The sequence below is a fragment of the Streptomyces sp. NPDC054975 genome, from assembly GCF_053609105.1.
This window is the reverse complement of sequence record NZ_JBSGWV010000025.1, coordinates 38,546-55,227: the sequence shown is the minus strand read 5'-3', so window position 1 is coordinate 55,227 and position 16,682 is coordinate 38,546. Positions and strand designations below refer to the sequence as shown.

Sequence of the window (16,682 nt, the reverse complement as noted above, 5' to 3'; positions counted from 1 at the left end):
CCGCCACCGCAACCCGGGCGGGTCAGCTCGCGGGAGCGGGCGCGGGCCGTGCGGCGACCGCGTCGATCTCGAAGAGCATCCCGGGCAGCGCGAGGGCGGCGACACCGCTGAGCGTCTGCGCGGGCAGCCGCTCCCCGAACGCGCCGTGCAGCGCCTTCCCCAGCACCTCCAGCTTCCCGAGGTCGTGCTCGACGATGTACGTGCCGAGGCGCACGACGTGCTCGAAGCCGAGCCCGACGCCGTCGAGGGCGAGGCGGAGGCGAGTGAAGGCCAGCTCGACCTGGGCGGCGAAGTCCCCGGGGACGGGGGCGCCGGTCTCGTCGGAGGCGTACTGGCCGCCGATGAAGACGAGTTCGCCGGGCGCGGAGACCGCGTGGCTGTAGCCGAAGGGCGACGGGTCGTGGAGCGTGGCCGGGTTGGTGATGGTGCGCTGGTCGGTGCTCATGCGGTGTGCTTCCTTCTGGGGAGTACGGCCGTCACGCAGGTGGCCGAGGTGGGCGCGGTGATCGTGGGCGGGTCGGTGATCAGACCGCCGGGAGGGGCGGTTGCGTGGCGACGTGGCAGGCCAGAAGCTCCGCGATCCCGCTGCGGCGCCTTGCCCTCGCGTCCTGCCCGTCCGGCAGGGCAGGCCGCGGCGTCCCAAGAGCCCCCGTGGCCGACACGCAACATCACCCCCGCTTCCGCCAACACCCCACGCCGGCCCGTCCATTCCGCCACCGTCATGGCCGCGGGATGCCGAGCGACGCCGGTCACCCCCGCGGCCCCCGCTCCGCCAGGTCCGCGAGCCGCGCGAGGGCGCCTGCCAGGACCCGTACCGGCGGCGACGCCAGGCCCACCCGGACCGCGTCCGCCGCCCCGCGTGCGAGGCCGCGCCCCGGGGCCGGGCCGCTCCCGCGGCCGCCCACGGCGAACGCCGGGCCCGGGGTCAGCGCGATGCCGCGTTCCGCCGCCGCGGCCACGAAGGTCTCCGCCCGCCAGGGCGGCGGCAGCTCCCACCAGCAGTAGTACGCGTGCGGCGAGGTGCGGATCCGGTACGCGCCCAGGTGCCGCAGCACGACCGCGTGCCGGGCCGCCGCGTCCGCGCGCTTCGCCGCCACGAGCGCGTCGACCGTGCCGTCCGCCGCCCACCGGGTCGCCGCGGCGAGCGCGAGCCCGCCCGCCGTCCACGCGCCGGAGCGCAGCGCCCCCGCGAGGTCGTCCACCAGCGGGGCCTCCGGCGCGACCAGGTGCCCGACGGTGAGGCCGGGCGCGAGGCGCTTGGAGAGGCTGTCCACGAGCACCACCCGCTCCGGGGCGTACGCGGCGAGGGGCGCCGGGGCGTCCGGGACGAGGAAGGCCCAGGTGGTGTCCTCGATCGCGGGCAGGCCCGACTCACGCAGCACCTCGGCCAGCTCGGCCCGCCGCTCCGGGCTCGCCGTCAGGGACAGCGGGTTGTGCAGGGTCGGCTGGACGTACACGGCGGAGAGCGGGCCCGCGCGATGGGCGGCCGCCAGCGCGTCCGGCCGCATCCCCTCCCCGTCGAGCCCGATCGGCACGAGCCGTACCCCGAGCCGCTCCGCCACCGTCTTGACCAGCGGATACGTCAGGGCCTCGACGCCCAGCGCGCCGCCGGGCGGGACGAGCGCGGAGAGCGCCGCCGCGATGGCCTGGCGGCCGTTGCCCGCGAAGAGGATCCGGTCGGGGTCGGGCGCCCAGCCCGGCCGGGCCAGCACCCGCGCGGCGGCGGCCCGTGCCCGGGCCGTGCCGGTGGCCGCCGCCGGACGGCTGGTCTCCTCGCCGAGGACGTCGGCGCGGGCGAGCGCGGCGAGCGCCCGGGCCATCAGCTCCGACTGCCCCTGCGCGACGGGGTAGTTGAGCTGGAGGTCGACCGGTGCCTCCCCGGTCGCCTCGGCGAGCGCGAGCGCGGCGCCCTGCGGCGGCGGAGCCGCCCGGACGAACGTGCCACGGCCCACCTCGCCGACGACCAGACCGCGCCTCGCCAGCTCTCCGTACACCCGGATCGCCGTGGAGTTGGCGATCCGGTGGCGGCGCGCGAGCACCCTCTGCGGGGGCAGCCGGTCGCCGGGGCGCAGCCGCCCGTCCGCGATCCGCCGTGCGAACAGATCGGCGATCCTGCGGTACTCCTCCACGGCACACCCTCCAGACGTCATTGCACCGAGAGCAAAGGATCTCATTGCACCGAGGGACGGCGCCTGCCTAGCCTCCGAGCATGCCTTCCGCAGAGATCAACGGAATCACGATCGGCTACGAGGACAAGGGCACCGGCCCCGCGCTGGTCCTGGTCCACGGCCACCCCTTCGACCGCTCGATGTGGCGCCACCAGATCGACCGCTTCTCCGCCACGCACCGGGTCGTCGCCCCCGACCTGCGGGGTTACGGCGCCACCACCGTCGTCCCCGGCACCACCCCGCTCTCCGTCTTCGCCGACGACCTCGCCGCGCTCCTCGACCACCTGGGCATCGAGGAGTTCGTCCTCGGCGGCCTGTCCATGGGCGGCCAGATCGTCATGGAGTGCCACCGCCTCTTCCCCGACCGGGTCCGCGGCCTCGTCCTCGCCGACACCTCCCCCGCCGCCGAGACCGAGGAGGGCAGGGCCGGCCGGTACGCCATGGCCGAGCGGCTCGTCCGCGAGGGCATGCGGGGGTACGCCGACGAGGTCCTGGACCGGATGATCGCCCCGTACAACACGCACGCCGCGCCCCACGTCCACCGGATGATGCTCGCCACCGACCCGGAGGGCGCGGCGGCGGCGCTGCGCGGCCGCGCCGAGCGTCCCGACTACCGCGCGCTCCTGGCCACCGTCTCCGTACCGGCCCTGGTCGTGGTCGGCCGCGACGACGCGTTCACGCCGGTGGCGGACGCGGAGGCGATGCACGCGGCGCTGCCCCACTCCACGCTCGTGGTCGTCGAGCGGGCCGCGCACATGCCGAACCTGGAACGGCCGGAGGAGTTCGACGCGGCGCTGGCCGCCTTCCTCGGCTCACTCGATCGGCCCAGCTGAACAGGCCGCCCGCGGGACGGCGCCGGAACGATGTGCCCATGAGCCAGAACACCGCATCCCGCCCGCCCGACTCCGGTTCGCGCGCCGCCTGGGCCTCCAGCGGCACCCTGTTCGCCGGTGTCCTCATGCTGGTCATCGGCATCCTGGACATCCTCCAGGGCATCGCCGCCATCGCGGAGGACGACGTCTACCAGCGCGTGGGCGACTACGTCTTCAAGTTCGACCTGACCAGCTGGGGCTGGATCCATCTCGTCCTCGGCATCCTCGTCGCCGCCGCCGGCGCCGGAATCCTCCAGCGCTCCGAGTGGGGGCGGATGGGCGGCATCACCCTGGCCTCCCTGAACGTCGTCGCCCAGTTCCTCTTCCTGCCGTACCACCCCTGGTGGGCGCTGTTCTCCATGGCCATTTCGATCTTCGTGATCTGGGCGCTGGCCACGGACGAGACCTCCTTCGGGAAGGCCCGGGTGTGAGCCGCGACCGGCTCCTCGCGGGGTGCGCCACAGCGGTCCTCGTGCTGGCCGTCACCGGCTGCACGGAGGAGGACAGGCAGAAGGCGGGCGACATCGTCTCCTCGGCGACGGCCGCCGTGGCCTCGGCCGCCGACGCCGCCGAGGAGAAGATGAACCAGGTCAAGGACGGGGTGAACGCCACCGGAGACGTGAAGGCCGGCCCCGCGAAGGCCGACGGGGACCGCACGACGGCCGAGATCACCGCCACCAACCCGCAGGACAAGAACGCGGATTACACCGTCATGGTCAACTTCCGTGACGGCGGCGGGAATCTGCTCGACTCCGTCGTCCTGAACATCGACGGCGTCGAGCCGGGGAAGTCCAAGTCCGCCACGGCGCGCAGCAACCGCACCCTGTCGGGCGCGACGAAGGCCGAGGTGGCCCGGGCGCTGCGACACTGACGGAGTGGAGCAACTCCTGGCAGCGCACCCGTCCTCCGCGCCCGATCCGGCCCCGACGACCCCCCGGCCCAGGCGGCGCCTCGCCGCCGGGGCCGCCGGTCTGCTCGTGGCCGTGCCGACGGTGGTCACCGGCTGCCGCCTTCTCGACACGGACGCGCTGACCCCCGTACCGCAGGCGCTGTCGTTCCTGCCCTGGCTCACGCTCCCCGCCGGGCTCGCGGCGCTGGCGGCCCTGGCGGCCCGTCGACGGCTGCTGGCGGGCTGGTCGGTCCTCGTCCTGCTGACCACGGCCTGGTTCACGCTGCCGTACGGGCCGGACGGCACGACGGCCCGCGGCCCGGTCGTGGAACGGCTCCGGGTGCTGGCGTCGAACGTCGAGTTCGGCGAGGCGACGGGCGCGCTGGTCGAGGCGGTACGGCGGGAGCGGCCGCGGCTCGTGTACGTCTCCGAGTGCGACACCGCCTGCGTCCGAACCCTCACCGCCGCCCTCGGAGCGAGCCACCCGCACCGGGCGGTGGTGGACGGCGAGGGCTCGACGGGCTCGGTGATCCTCAGCGCGTACCCGCTGACCGCGCGGCCCCCGCTCCCGGCCGCGATGGGAATGCCCGGCGCCACCGCCGTGATCGGCGGCCGGAGCGTCGAACTCCGCCTCGCGCACCCGCTGCCGCCGATCCCGCGCCAGGTCGACGCGTGGCGGCGCGAGCTGGGGCGGGTGGCCCGGTCCGCGGGCGCCGCGCACCGCTCCGGCGCCCCGGTGCTCCTGGCCGGCGACTTCAACGCCTCCCAGGACCACGCCGCCTTCCGCGCGGTCCTCGATGCGGGCCGGCTCCACGACGCGGCCCGCCTCGCGGGCGCCGCCCGGACCCCGACCTGGCCGCGCGAGCTGCCGCTGCCGCCGTACGTCCAGATCGACCATGTGCTGGTCAGCGACGACTTCCGGGTCCGCTCCGTGCGCTTCCTCGACCTGCCGGGCTCGGACCACCGGGCCGTCCTGACCGAGCTCGACCTGCACGCGGGCCGCTGATCGGCCACGCTGGATTACATGGACCACATGCACGACGACGAGCAGATCCTGGCGAACATCGGCGCCCTCGTCGAAGAGGAACGGGCCCTGCGGCAGCGGATGGGCGGTCTGCTCCCCGAGGAGCTGACCCGGCTCGCCGAGCTGGAGGTGCAACTGGACCAGTGCTGGGACCTGTTGCGCCAGCGCCGCGCGAAGGCCGAGTTCGGCGAGGACCCGGACACCGCCGCGGTCCGCCCGGCGGCAGAGGTGGAGGGCTACCGCAGCTGAACCGGGGCGAACCCCCGCAATCCGCGTACCGTGACCCCATGGCACGCCCCGCCCGCCCTGGAGACCCCGCAGGCCCCACCCGCCCCGAAAACCCCGGGCGCCTCAGCCGCCCCGAAGAACCCGGGCACCCCGGGCGCCTCAGTCCGCCCGCATGGCTCACCGCCGGCCTGAAGCCCGCGCCCGCGCCGATTCCGTGGGCCGCCGTCGCCCGCGCCTCCATCGCCCTGTCCGCGCCGCTCGCCGTCGGGCTCGCCGTCGACCAGCCCGTCCAGGGGGCCCTGGTCTCCATGGGCGCCCTCTCCGGGGTCATCGGCGACACCGCCGACGCGTACCGGATGCGGTTCTACAACATCGCCGTCCCCCAGCTCTTCGGCGCCCTCGGCGTCACCCTCGGCAGCCTCGTCTTCGGCGACGGCTGGCTCGCCGTCGCCGTGCTCACCCTGATCGCGCTCGTCTCCGGGATGATCTCCTCGATCGGCGCGGTCGCCTCCGTGTCCGGGCTGCTCCTGCTCCTCAACGCGGTCGTCGGCGCCGGGCTCCCGATGCCCGAGCCATGGTGGAAACCGCCGCTGCTGCTCGCCCTCGGCGGCGCCTTCGTCCTCGTCCTGACCCTGCTCGGCTGGCCGCTGCGCGGCCTCACCCCCGAACGGACGGCCGTGGCCGGTACCTACCGGGCCGTCGCCGACGTCCTCGAAGCCGCCGGCACCCCCGCGTACGACGAGCTGCGGCAGGCCGTCACCACCTCCCTCAACCAGTCCTACGACCTCGTCCTCGCCCGCCGCACCCGCGAACACGGCCGGGCGCCGATCCTCGTGCGGCTGCTCGCCCAGCTCAACGCCGTCATCCCCCTCGTGGAGGCCGCCCCCGCCGTCCACATCGCCGCCCTCCGCTTCCACCGCCCCCTGCCGCCCGCGATCCCCGCGGCCGTGCGCGACCTGGCCGACGCGATCGAGCGGGGCCGCACCGACACCCCCGACCTGGACCTCCCGCCCGCCGTCCGCCCCTCCGAAAAGGCCGTCGACCACGCCCTGCGCCACGCGGCGACCGTCGTCCACGAGGCGGAGCCGAACCCCTACAACGTGGACGACCGCCTCGGCCGCCCCGCCGCCCTGCGCGTGCGGGCCCGGCGCGTCGTGCGCGGTGTGCTGCTCTCCGAGGCCTCCTGGCGGTACGGGCTGCGGCTCGCGCTCTGCATCGGCCTCGCCCAGGCGCTCGTCTCGCTGATCGACGTGCCCCGCTCGTACTGGGTCGCCCTCACCGTCACCTTCGTGCTGAAGCCCGACTTCGGCTCCGTCTTCTCCCGGGCCGTGCTGCGCGCCTTCGGCACGGCCGTCGGCCTCGTCACCGCCGCGCTCGTCCTCGCCGAGGTACCCCGGGGCTGGTGGGACGTGCCGGTGATGATCGTGCTCGCCGCGCTGATCCCCGCCTTCTCCGCGAAGGGGTACGCCTTCCAGACGGCGGCGATCACTCCCGTCATCCTGCTGCTCTCCGACCTCCTCAACCGGCAGGGCTTCGACCTGGTGCTGCCCCGGCTCTACGACTCCCTCATCGGCTGCGGGATCGCCCTGGTCGCCGGCTACCTGCTCTGGCCCGAGTCCTGGCACAGCCGCATCGGCGACCGGCTCGCCGACTCCGTCGCCGACACCGCGGCCTACGTGGCGCGCGCGTTCTGCGCGCCCGAGGAGGAGGACCCGGCCGCCCGGCTGCGGGCCCGGCGGAAGCTGTATCGCGATCTGTCCGCCGTACGCTCCGAGTTCCAGCGCGCCCTGACCGAGCCGCCGCCGACCGGCACCGTCGCCTCGGCCTGGTGGCCGCTGGTCGTCGCCGTGGAGCGGATCGTCGACGCGACGACCGCCGCCCGGGTCCGCGTCAACCACGGCGCAGAACCGCCCGACCCGGCGGAAGTGGAAGCCGTGGAGCAGCAGTTGCGGGAGCTCGCCGACGGACTGCGCGGCACGGACGTCCTGGTGGAGGTGCGCGCCGAACTGACCGGCGACGAGGAGGGGGTGCTCGCCCCGCTGCGCCAGGAGGTGAGCGCGGCCCGGGCGATCGCGACGCCCCGCGTCTGAACGCCTCTCCCCTCCCCGGATCCGGCCAAACTCCCCTGCGGGGGCGCACGGATGCCCTTACCGGCGGTCACCCGACGGAACCCTCCATGCCGCCGTTACCGGAATCCGTAGGTGCGACTACGATGCGCTCGATTCACCTTGATCCGTGCGCGGTTTGGCGAACAACCGACTCGGCGGCACGGTCACTCCGTCCTGCACCGCTCCCGTGCCCCCCCAAGGACATCCGCCATGCGCACCACCACCGGCAGAGGGCTCCAGCCCAACGTCCTCGGGACCTTCGACACCATCGTGATGGCCGTCGCGGGCAGTGCGCCCGCCTACTCGCTGGCCGCCACCACGGCCGTGCTCTTCGGCGCGGTCGGCCTGGCGGGACCAGCGGCGCTGCTCTACTGCGCGATACCGATGCTCGGCATCGTCCTCGCCTACGCGCGCCTCGGCCGCATCGACGTCAACGCGGGCGCCGGCTACTCCTGGGTGGGCCGTACGCTCCACCCCTTCCTCGGCTTCCTCTCCGGCTGGGCCCTCGTCGTCTCCGCGACCGTGTTCATGGTCGCCGGTTCCCTCCCCGCCGGAGCCCTGACGCTCTCCCTGATCGACCCGGAACTCGCCGACAACACCCCGCTCGCCGCCGCCGTCGGCGCCGGCTGGTTCCTGATGATGCTGCTCGTCGTCCTGGGCGGAGCGCGGCTCACCGTACGCGCCCAACTGCTCATGTCGGGCGTCGAGATGTTCATCCTGGTCGCCTTCATCGTGGCCGCCCTGCTGCACCGGGGACACGCGACCGCCTTCGACTGGTCCTGGTTCGGCTTCGGCCACTTCGACGGCCCGGCCGGCTTCGCCTCGGGCGCGCTGATCGCCGCCTTCTACTACTGGGGCTGGGACGTCACCAGCAACCTCAGCGAGGAGACCCGGGACAGCCGCCGCACGGCCGGACTCGCCGCACTCGTCGGCGTCGGCGTGGTCTTCCTGCTCTTCGAGGCGTTCACGATCGCGGTCAACGTCCTTCTCACCTCCGACCAGATCGAGCAGGGCGGCGCGAACGTCCTGGCCGTCCTCGGCCAGGAGATCTGGCCGGGCGTCGGCGGCAAACTGCTGGTCGCGGCGGTGCTGCTGTCCACGGTCGCCACCCTGGAGACCACCCTCATCCAGGTCACCCGCTCGCTCTTCGCGATGGGCCGCGACCGGACGATGCCCGCCTCGCTCGGGACCGTGCACCGGCGCTGGAACACCCCGTGGGTGGCGATCGCCGCCGTCGGAGGAGCCGCGCTGCTGATGTTCGGGGCGGCGGCCGCCGCCGGTTCGATGAGCCGGATCCTGCGCGACGCGGTCTCCGCGATCGGCCTCCTCATCGCGTTCTACTACGCCCTGGCAGGCCTCGCCGCCGTCGTCGCGTACCGGCGGATGCTGCTGACATCCGTACGGAACTTCCTGGTCGGCGGCGTCTGGCCGCTCCTCGGCGCCGCCTTCATGCTGTGGGCGTTCGTAGAGTCGCTCGGCGAACTGTCCACGACGGCACGGGTCGTGGGCCTCGGCGGTCTGCTCGTGGGGGTGGTCCCGATGCTCGTGTACTGGCGCCGGGGCAGCACGTACTACCGGCCGGCACGCCTTGACGCGGCCCGGGCGCTCGCGGCGGCGGAACCCTTCGCCCCGAGCACGCCCCGAGCGCGCAGGGCGGACGAATCGCTGGCGACGGACTTCTGAGGCGGGAGGACCTGGATGGCCGCACTCCGCCGACCGGCACGCTCGGGGCGCTCCGGGCGCTCGGGCCGCTTCACGCCCGTCTTCGACCCGGACTTCGGCGACCGCGCGCTCACCGACGCGCGGCACGACATCGTCATCGGCCGCTGGCAGGGCGTACGGGACCTGCTGCGCGAGACGGGCGAGGACTGGGCGCGCCGGACACACCGGCTCCGGCTCCTCGCGCACGCGGCGGCCGGCAGCTCGTCGGTGGAGGCATGGCGGGCGGCCGAACCGGACAGCCCGGACGCGGCGGTGCTGCGGGCGGCGACCGAGGTGGTACGGGTCTTCGACACGGCCATCGCCGCCGGCCGGGGCACGGCCGTGGACCGGGGGCGGGTCGACGCCACGGTCGAGGCCTGCCTGCGGGCGGCGGAGGCCGCGCCCGCGGACCCGATGCCGTGGGTCTCGCTGCTCTCGGTGGCACGGCTGTACGAGGGCGGGGTGCCGCGCCGCCAACTGCGTCAGTGGTTCGACGAGTTGCGCCGCCGGGACCCGTACAACACCGAGGGGCACGCGCAGGTGATGCGGTACCTGTCGGCGCGGTGGCACGGCACGCACGGGGCCATGTACGACTTCGCGCGGGACGCGGCGGGGGTGGCGCCGCCCGGTTCGCCGCTGCCGGTCCTGGTGCAGGTGGCGCGGGTGGAGGAGTACCGGTACATCGCCGACGGGGCGCTGGGACGTGGCCCGGTGCGCGGATTCGACCAGCACTGGAAGCACGAGCTGGCGGTGGACGAGCTGCGCCGCACGTATCAACGCTGGATCGGCGGCCGTGAACCGGGCGAGGCGGTCGCGCCGGAGGAGGTGCCGGACCTCAACTACCTGGCCCACGCGGCCTGCTACGCGGGCCAGGTGGAGGTGGCGCGAGAGGTCCTCGGGATGCTCGGAGCGCGGGCGACGTGGGTGCCGTGGGCGTACACGGGGGACCCGGCCGAGCAGTTCAGGCGGTTCAGGGACGGCCTGGGGGTGGACCCGGTGTGAGGGGCGCGCGACGGCGCCCCTCACACCAGGGCCTCACCGGCCTCCAAGGCCTCAGACGCCGATGTCGCGGCCGTCGCGGCGCCAGACGGAGACGACCGACGGGCGGACGAGCTTGCCCGGTCCGTCGGGCCACTCCGACTTCGGGGTCTCCACGGACGCGCCGTCGAGCTCGCCCGGGTGCTGGACGGCGACGACGACGCGGCGGTCCTGGATGATCGGACCGCAGGTCTCGGCGCCCTTGGGGACGGTCAGGAACTGCTTGAGCTCACCGCGCCGCTCGCCCTGCGTGGCGACACCGAACAGGCCGTCGTGCGAGCCGAGCTGGGCACCGTCGGTGGAGATCCACAGGTTGCCGTGCGGGTCGAACGCGACGTTGTCCGGGCAGGAGATCGGGGAGACCTTGTCCTTCGGGTAGCCCGCGAAGTACGTGGCCGGGTCGTTCGGGTCGCCGGCCACGAGGAAGAGCCGCCAGGCGAAGCCGTCGCCCGCCGGGTCGTCGAAGTTCTCGGCGAGCTCCAGGATCTGGCCGTGCTTGTTCAGGTTGCGCGGGTTGGCCTCGTCGGCGCCCGGGTTGGTGCCCTTGCCGCGGTTGGTGTTGTTGGTCAGCGCGACGTAGACGCGGCCGGTGCGGGGGCTCGGCTCGACGTCCTCGGGCCGGTCCATCTTCGTCGCCCCGACCTTGTCACCGGCGAGGCGGGTGAAGACGTACACCTCCTCGGCGGTCATGCCCTCGACGTGCGAGACGTTGCCCGTGGCGAGCGGGATCCAGACGCCGGAGCCGTCGAACTCTCCGTCGGCCGGGTGCTTGCCGGTGCCGTCGATCTGGGCGGCCGGGCTGTCGCCGGTCAGCTTGGCGACGTACAGGGTGCCTTCGTCGAGGAGGGTGAGGTTGTGCTCGCGGGCGGCCCGCGAGGAGCCCTTCATCATCCTCTTCGAGGAGACGAACTTGTAGAAGTAGTCGAAGCGCTCGTCGTCGCCCATGTAGACGACCGGGCGGCCGTCCGCGGTGAGGCGGGGCTGCGCGGCCTCGTGCTTGAAGCGGCCGAGGGCGGTGCGCTTCTTCGGGGTCGACTCGGGGTCGTAGGGGTCGAGCTCGACGACCCAGCCCTGGCGGTGGACCTCGTTGGGCTCCTGCTTGAGGTCGAAGCGCTTGTCGAACCGCTCCCACTTGCGCTCGGAGGCGCCGGTGCCGATGCCGTAGCGCTTGTCGGTGGCGCTGGAGCCGTTGGCGAAGTACTGGTTGAAGTTCTCCTCGCCGTGCAGCGTGGTGCCCCACGGGGTGGTGCCGCCGGCGCAGTTGTTGAGGGTGCCGAGGACCTTGCGGCCGGTCGGGTCGGCGGAGGTCTTCAGGAGCGCGGAGCCGGCGGCCGGGCCGGTCAGCTCGAACGCGCTGGTGGTGTGGAGGCGACGGTTGAGCGGGTGCCGGGTGACGGGCGTCAGCCTGCCGGAGCGGCGCTCCTCCTGGACGACGACGACGGAGAGGCCGTGGGCGGCCCAGGCGATCTCGACCTGCTCGCGGGTCGGGTTCTCGGCGTCGTACCCCTTGAACATCAGAATTTCGTCGGTGTACTCGTGGTTGGCGACCAGGAGCTGACGGTCCCGCTCCCCGTGGAGGGGGAGGAGGCTCAGGAAGTCGTTGTTGTAGCCGAACTGACCGGCCTGCGCGGCGGCGGTCTGCTTGTCGCCGTCGAAGGCGGGGGCGCCGCGGAGGATGGGCTCGCCCCAGCGGATGACCACGTTCTGCTCGTAGCCGGCGGGGACGGTGACCTTGTCGGCGGTGTTGGGCGCGACGGGCGTGAAGCGGAGGCCACGGGCACCGTCGGAGCGCTGGACACCCTTGGCGACGGCGGAGGCGGCGTCGGTGCCGGGGGTGGCGGCGACGGCGGGCGTGCCGCCGGAGCCGACGACGGCGCTGCCGGCGGCGGTGGCGACGGTCACGACGGCGGCGGCGCGCACCATGGAACGGCGGGAGAGAGCGCCGGCTATGACGTCGCCGACGTACTCGTTGTCACTGGTGTTGGGCACCTCGTGGAAGCAGGCGTCACCACAGCGGAACCGGCAGGTGAGGGCGGAACGGCCGCCTCCGTGCGGGTTGGTGCTCAGCAGCGGCAGCAGTTTGCGCACTTGGTCCTCCTCCGGCGCGTTCCGCGCCGCCCCTTGGTCCCGACATGGTGTCGGGAATTGGTCCGGCGGTGACGTTATGTGCACACATCTGCACGGGGGAGGCGACGAAGTGAACGCCGAATGAATGAGCGGGAACGGGGCTCCCCGGAGGCCCTGTTCGGCGGCGGGTCGTGAGCGGCTCGTGACGCAAGGAGGGTCGATTATGGGCCACCGAAGGCGACACACCCCGGGCCGCTAACCTTACGTGTCCGCCCTGGCCAGGGATGATTCCTCCCAGTACGGACATTCACCGCACTCAACTCATGCGAAAGGCCTCGCCCATGGGCATTCGGAGCTTGCTGCGCAAGGTGTTCGGACGCGATCGTGCGGAACAGCACGCTGATTCCCCGGCAACCTCCGTCCCGCCCCAGGCGGCCCCCACCTCACGGGAGGAGCCGGGGCGGGCAAGGGCCGCGTCGACGGCTACGGGGGCGGCGGGGACGTCGCCCACGGGGTCGTCGGGGGCGGCGTCGTCGGGCTCGGGTTCGTCCGGCTCGGGGTCGTCGACGTCGGAAGGGGCTCCGGCGTCTCCGGTGGCGTCCGGCTCGTCGGACTCGGAGAAGGACGAGGCCCAGCGCGCCGCGGACGACCTGGTGGCAGCCGCCTTCGACAACCCGAAGGTCCCGGCGGCAAGGACGGCCACCTCGCCCTCCCGGCCGACGACGCTCGGCGAGCAGGGCGCTGTCGCGGGCGGCGCGGCGGTCGCGGCCGCGGAGGCGGTGACGGAGGCGCAGGCGGCGGCCGAGGCGGAGGTTGCGGAGGCCGAGCCGGAGGCGGCTGCTTCGGAGCCCAAGACGGAGGCCGAGGCGGAGGTTGCGGAGGCCGAGCCGAAGGCGGCTGCCTCGGAGCCCAAGACGGAGGCCGAAGCGGAGGTTGCGGAGGCCGAGCCGAAGGCGGCTGCCTCGGAGCCCAAGACGGAGGCCGAAGCGACGGCCACGGAGCCGAAGACGGAGGCGGCGGTTTCGGCCGCCGAGCCTGAGGCGGAGGCCAAGGTGGAGGCGCCGGCCGTGTCCGCCGAGGCTGAGGCCGAAGCGGTGGTCGAGGCTGCCGACCCTGAGGCCGAAGCGGTGGTCGAGGCTGCCGACCCTGAGGCCGAAGCGGTGGCCGAGGCTGCCGACCCTGAGGCCGAGGCGGTGGCCGAGGCTGCCGACCCTGAGGCCGAAGCGGTGGCCGAGGCTGCCGACCCTGAGGCCGAGGCAACGGAGGTGGAGACCGTCGTTTCCGCCGAGGCGGAGCCGGAGGCAACGGCCGTGGCCGTGACCTCGGACGCGAACGTCGCGGACGACGCGGACGACGCGGACGAGGTTGTCGCCGAGAAGGCCGAGGCGGCCGCCGAGGTCGTGGCGGAGCCCGAGGCCACCACGGAGTCCGCGCCGAAGGCGCAGGACGCCGAGGCGCCGTCCACCGATGAGCCCCTCGCCGAGGAAGCCACCGTGGTGGACGAGCCCGAGGCGTCCGCTCCGGAGGCACCGGCGGTCGAGGCCGAGCAGGTCGAGGCGGAGCCGCAGCCCGAGGAGCCCGCCGCCGAGGCGGCCGAGGCCGCCGAGGCCCCCGAGGCTCCCGCACCGGCGGTGGAGCCCGCCGTGGACGAAGCCGAGAAGCCCGAGCCGATCGCGGCCGAGGCAGAGCCGGAGACTGTCACCCCGGCAGCCGAGCCGGTCGCGGCCGAGGCGGAGCCGGAGGCCATCACCCCGGCAGCCGAGCCGGAGGCGGAGCCGGTGGCTGCCGCTGCGGAACCCGAGGCGACCCCGGCCGGCACCCCGGCCGCTGCGGAACCCGAGGCGACCCCGGCCGACACCCCGGCCGCCGCCGAGCCCGAGGCGACCCCGGCCGACCCCACCCCCGCCGCAAAGGCGACCCCCACCCCCCTCGCAACCGACGCGCCCCAGCTCACCGACGCGTACGTCGCCGCCGGGGACGTGCTCAAGGAGCGGGGGCTCCTGGACGCTCGGGCGGCCGTGTATCTCGTGATCGACCGGTCCGGGTCGATGCGCGGGTACTTCAAGGACGGGTCCGTCCAGCGGCTCGCCGAGCAGACCGTGGCACTCGCCGCGCACCTCACCGAGGACGCCGCCGTCACCGCCGTCTTCTTCTCCACCGACATCGACGGCACCGCCGAACTCCGCCCCGCCGGCATCGACGGCCGCATCGACGAGATCAACGCGGGCCTCGGCCGCCTCGGCCGTACGAACTACCACCGCGCAGTCGAGGAGGTCCTCGCCCACCACGAGAAGGCCGACCCCACCCGCCCCGCCCTCGTCGTCTTCCAGACGGACGGCGCCCCGGAGTCCAAGACGGCCGCCACCCAGGCGCTCGCCGAGGCCGCCGAGCGCCCGATCCACTGGCAGTTCGTCGCGTGGGGCGAGGAGGACAACAAGGCCTTCGACTACCTCCGTAAGCTCACCGCACCCCGCACCGGGCACTACCTCGCCGGCCCGACCCCCTCCGAGACCGCCCACGCCGACTTCTACCGCGGGCTGCTCTCCACCTGGGAGGCGTGACCGGCACCTGAGCCGGGGCCAGAACCGGCCAAGGGCCTGGTGGTGACCGCCGTCGACACGATCGGCAGCGTCACCGTCACCACCAGGCCCCCGCCCCCGTCCTGGCCCCGGTCCTCGTCCTCGCCCTCACCGTCCGCCTCGCCCTCACCGTCCGCCTCGCCCTCACCGTCCGCCTCGCCCTCCGCCTCCGGCGCCCCGTCCGCCCGCGCCACCGCGCCCACGGTCCCCCCGTGCGCCACCGCGATGGACCGGACGATCGACAGACCGAGGCCCGCCCCCGGCCCCAGCCGGTCGCGCCCCTCTCCCCGCCGGAACGGCTCGAACAGCCCCGCCACCTCACCCGCCGCGACCACCGGCCCCGTGTTGGCGACGGTCACCACCCCACCGTCCACGCGGACCTCCACCCATCCCCCCGGCACGTTGTAGGCGACCGCGTTCGCGACGAGGTTCCGTACGAGCTGCCCGAGCAGCACCCGGTTGCCCCGTACGACACCCCGCTCACCGGTCACGGAGACCCGCGAGACGCCGTACGTCTCGCACTCCTCCTCGACCACCGCCCCCAGCTCCACGTCCTCCCGGGCCTCCAGCCCCCGCTCGCTGCGGGCCAGCATCAGCAGCCCCTCGATGAGGCGCTCACTGCGCCGGTTGCTGTCCAAGAGGACCTGTTTGACCTCGGTCGAGTCGTCGAGGCCGATCTGGATCGCGGCGCGCTGCGTGGCGAGCGGGGTCCGCAGCTCGTGCGAGGCGTTCGCGATGAACCGCCGCTGGCTGTCGAAGGCGGCCTCCAGCCGGCCGAGCAGCGCGTCGATCGTGTCGCCGAGCTCCTTCAGCTCGTCGTCGGGCCCGCTCGCCGCGATCCTCTCGTGCAGGTTCCGCTCCGAGAGCCGCCGCGCCCGCGCCGTCATCTCGTGCACCGGCCGCAGCACCCGCCCCGCCGTCCACCACCCCACCGCGACGGCGCAGAACGCCATGACGACGAGCGCCAGGCACGACCACATGAGCATCTGTTCGCCCGCCGCCCGGCTGACGTCGTCGCTCAGCCGGTAGGCGGTGACCGTCTCGAACGGCGCCACCACCCGCACCCGCGCCGCGATCGCCGCCGCCTCGCCCTCCGTACCGGCCCGGGACAGCAGGTTCACGAAGGTGAGCAGACAGCCTCCAAGGACGACGAAGACACCCCCGTAGACGAGCGCGATCCGCGTCCGGATGGTCGACCCGGCCCCCAGCATCCCGCCATGCGCAGGCACCCCCGTACCCCCCGCTCCCGGACCCGCCGCCACTCCCGTCCCCGCCGTCGGCACCCCCGTACCCACCGCCACCCCTCCCGTCCCCGCCGAGGAACCCGTACCCCCCGCCGCTCGACTCACAGCGCGTACCCCACTCCCTGCACCGTCCTGATCAGCCCCGGCTCGCCGAGCTTCGCGCGCAGCTTGCTCATGCAGACCCGTACCGCGCCCGTGAAGGGGTCGGTGTGGGCGTCCCAGGCGCGCTCCAGGAGCTCCTCGGCCGAGACCGTCGCCCCGTCCGCCTCCAGCAGGATCTGCAGGACGGAGAACTCCTTCGGGGACAGGTCGAGCGCCCGCCCGTCCCGGGTCACCTCACGCCGTACGGTGTCCATCTCCACGCCCGCCCGTGCGAGCCTCGGCGGTACGGGCCGGGCGCTGCGCCGCCGCAGGGCGCGCACCCGGGACACCAGCTCGGGGAACTCGAAGGGCTTGGCCAGGTAGTCGTCGGCGCCGAGGTCGAGCCCCTCGACCCGGTCCTCCGTCGACGCCGCCGCGGTCAGCATCAGGATCCGGGTCCTGGCCGCCTCGGCCACGAGGGCACGGGCCACGTCGTCGCCGTGGACGCGCGGCAGGTCGCGGTCGAGGACGACGACGTCGTAGTCGTGCAGGCCCAGGTAGGCGAGGGCGGCGTCGCCGCTGTAGACGGTGTCGACGGCGAAGCCCGCCCGCCGCAGCCCGGTGGCGACGAGCTCCGCGAGGACCTCCTCGTCCTCGGCGACCAGTACGCGCATGCTCTCTTC

General features: G+C 74.1%; 14 protein-coding genes. 9 read left to right on the top strand and 5 right to left on the bottom strand.

The genetic code is table 11. The features are described from left to right. Positions 1–22: 22 nt before the first annotated feature. Both ACWF79_RS21965 and ACWF79_RS21960 read right to left on the bottom strand, forming a co-directional pair. Positions 23–445 carry a RidA family protein gene (locus ACWF79_RS21965; RefSeq protein WP_453729808.1) on the bottom strand — a complete coding sequence of 141 codons (423 nt, stop codon included), beginning with the start codon at positions 443–445 and terminating at the stop codon, positions 23–25. Between the two features lie 304 nt (positions 446–749). Continuing rightward, positions 750–2,150, bottom strand: coding sequence for an aminotransferase-like domain-containing protein (locus ACWF79_RS21960; protein ID WP_453729807.1), 1,401 nt, complete (start codon positions 2,148–2,150; stop codon positions 750–752). A 59-nt stretch (positions 2,151–2,209) separates the two neighbouring features. Here ACWF79_RS21960 and ACWF79_RS21955 point away from each other — a divergent pair, with 59 nt between their 5' ends. The 8 genes from ACWF79_RS21955 to ACWF79_RS21920 all read left to right on the top strand — a co-directional run bounded on the left by ACWF79_RS21955 (position 2,210) and on the right by ACWF79_RS21920 (position 9,992). Continuing rightward, positions 2,210–3,001, top strand: a complete 792-nt coding sequence (locus ACWF79_RS21955) for an alpha/beta fold hydrolase (protein WP_453729806.1) — start codon at positions 2,210–2,212, stop codon at positions 2,999–3,001. 38 nt (positions 3,002–3,039) lie between these two features. After that, positions 3,040–3,471, top strand: coding sequence for a DUF7144 family membrane protein (locus ACWF79_RS21950; RefSeq protein ID WP_453729805.1), 432 nt, complete (start codon positions 3,040–3,042; stop codon positions 3,469–3,471). Continuing rightward, positions 3,468–3,911: a hypothetical protein gene (locus tag ACWF79_RS21945; RefSeq protein ID WP_453729804.1), complete on the top strand. Its 444-nt coding sequence runs from the start codon at positions 3,468–3,470 to the stop codon at positions 3,909–3,911. The genes ACWF79_RS21950 and ACWF79_RS21945 overlap by 4 nt, the downstream gene beginning before the upstream one ends. Before the next feature lie 4 nt (positions 3,912–3,915). Beyond that, on the top strand, positions 3,916–4,935 hold the full coding sequence (locus tag ACWF79_RS21940) for an endonuclease/exonuclease/phosphatase family protein (RefSeq protein ID WP_453729803.1): 1,020 nt from the start codon (positions 3,916–3,918) through the stop codon (positions 4,933–4,935). Positions 4,936–4,953: 18 nt separating this feature from the next. Further along, positions 4,954–5,202: a DUF2630 family protein gene (locus ACWF79_RS21935; protein WP_453729802.1), complete on the top strand. Its 249-nt coding sequence runs from the start codon at positions 4,954–4,956 to the stop codon at positions 5,200–5,202. A 38-nt stretch (positions 5,203–5,240) separates the two neighbouring features. Then, positions 5,241–7,271, top strand: coding sequence for an FUSC family protein (locus ACWF79_RS21930; RefSeq protein WP_453729801.1), 2,031 nt, complete (start codon positions 5,241–5,243; stop codon positions 7,269–7,271). A 228-nt stretch (positions 7,272–7,499) separates the two neighbouring features. Next, complete coding sequence (locus tag ACWF79_RS21925; RefSeq protein WP_453729800.1) at positions 7,500–8,972, top strand: APC family permease; 1,473 nt, start codon at positions 7,500–7,502, stop codon at positions 8,970–8,972. A gap of 15 nt (positions 8,973–8,987) precedes the next feature. Next, entirely contained in the window at positions 8,988–9,992 is a 1,005-nt protein-coding gene (locus tag ACWF79_RS21920; RefSeq protein WP_453729799.1) for a hypothetical protein, read from the top strand. Positions 9,993–10,043: 51 nt separating this feature from the next. On the opposite strand, the gene ACWF79_RS21915 is transcribed toward ACWF79_RS21920, so the two are convergent. Beyond that, the gene (locus ACWF79_RS21915) at positions 10,044–12,116 is read right to left on the bottom strand and encodes a PhoX family protein (RefSeq protein WP_453729798.1); all 2,073 of its coding nucleotides are present in this window, start codon (positions 12,114–12,116) and stop codon (positions 10,044–10,046) included. Positions 12,117–12,688: 572 nt separating this feature from the next. Here ACWF79_RS21915 and ACWF79_RS21910 point away from each other — a divergent pair. Then, the gene (locus ACWF79_RS21910) at positions 12,689–14,656 is read left to right on the top strand and encodes a VWA domain-containing protein (RefSeq protein ID WP_453729797.1); all 1,968 of its coding nucleotides are present in this window, start codon (positions 12,689–12,691) and stop codon (positions 14,654–14,656) included. On the opposite strand, the gene ACWF79_RS21905 is transcribed toward ACWF79_RS21910, so the two are convergent. Both ACWF79_RS21905 and ACWF79_RS21900 read right to left on the bottom strand, forming a co-directional pair. Further along, on the bottom strand, positions 14,623–15,885 hold the full coding sequence (locus ACWF79_RS21905; RefSeq protein WP_453729844.1) for a sensor histidine kinase: 1,263 nt from the start codon (positions 15,883–15,885) through the stop codon (positions 14,623–14,625). The two genes, ACWF79_RS21910 and ACWF79_RS21905, sit on opposite strands and share 34 nt — an antisense overlap. A 134-nt stretch (positions 15,886–16,019) precedes the next feature. Further along, complete coding sequence (locus ACWF79_RS21900) at positions 16,020–16,673, bottom strand: response regulator transcription factor (RefSeq protein ID WP_453729796.1); 654 nt, start codon at positions 16,671–16,673, stop codon at positions 16,020–16,022. Positions 16,674–16,682 lie beyond the last annotated feature (9 nt).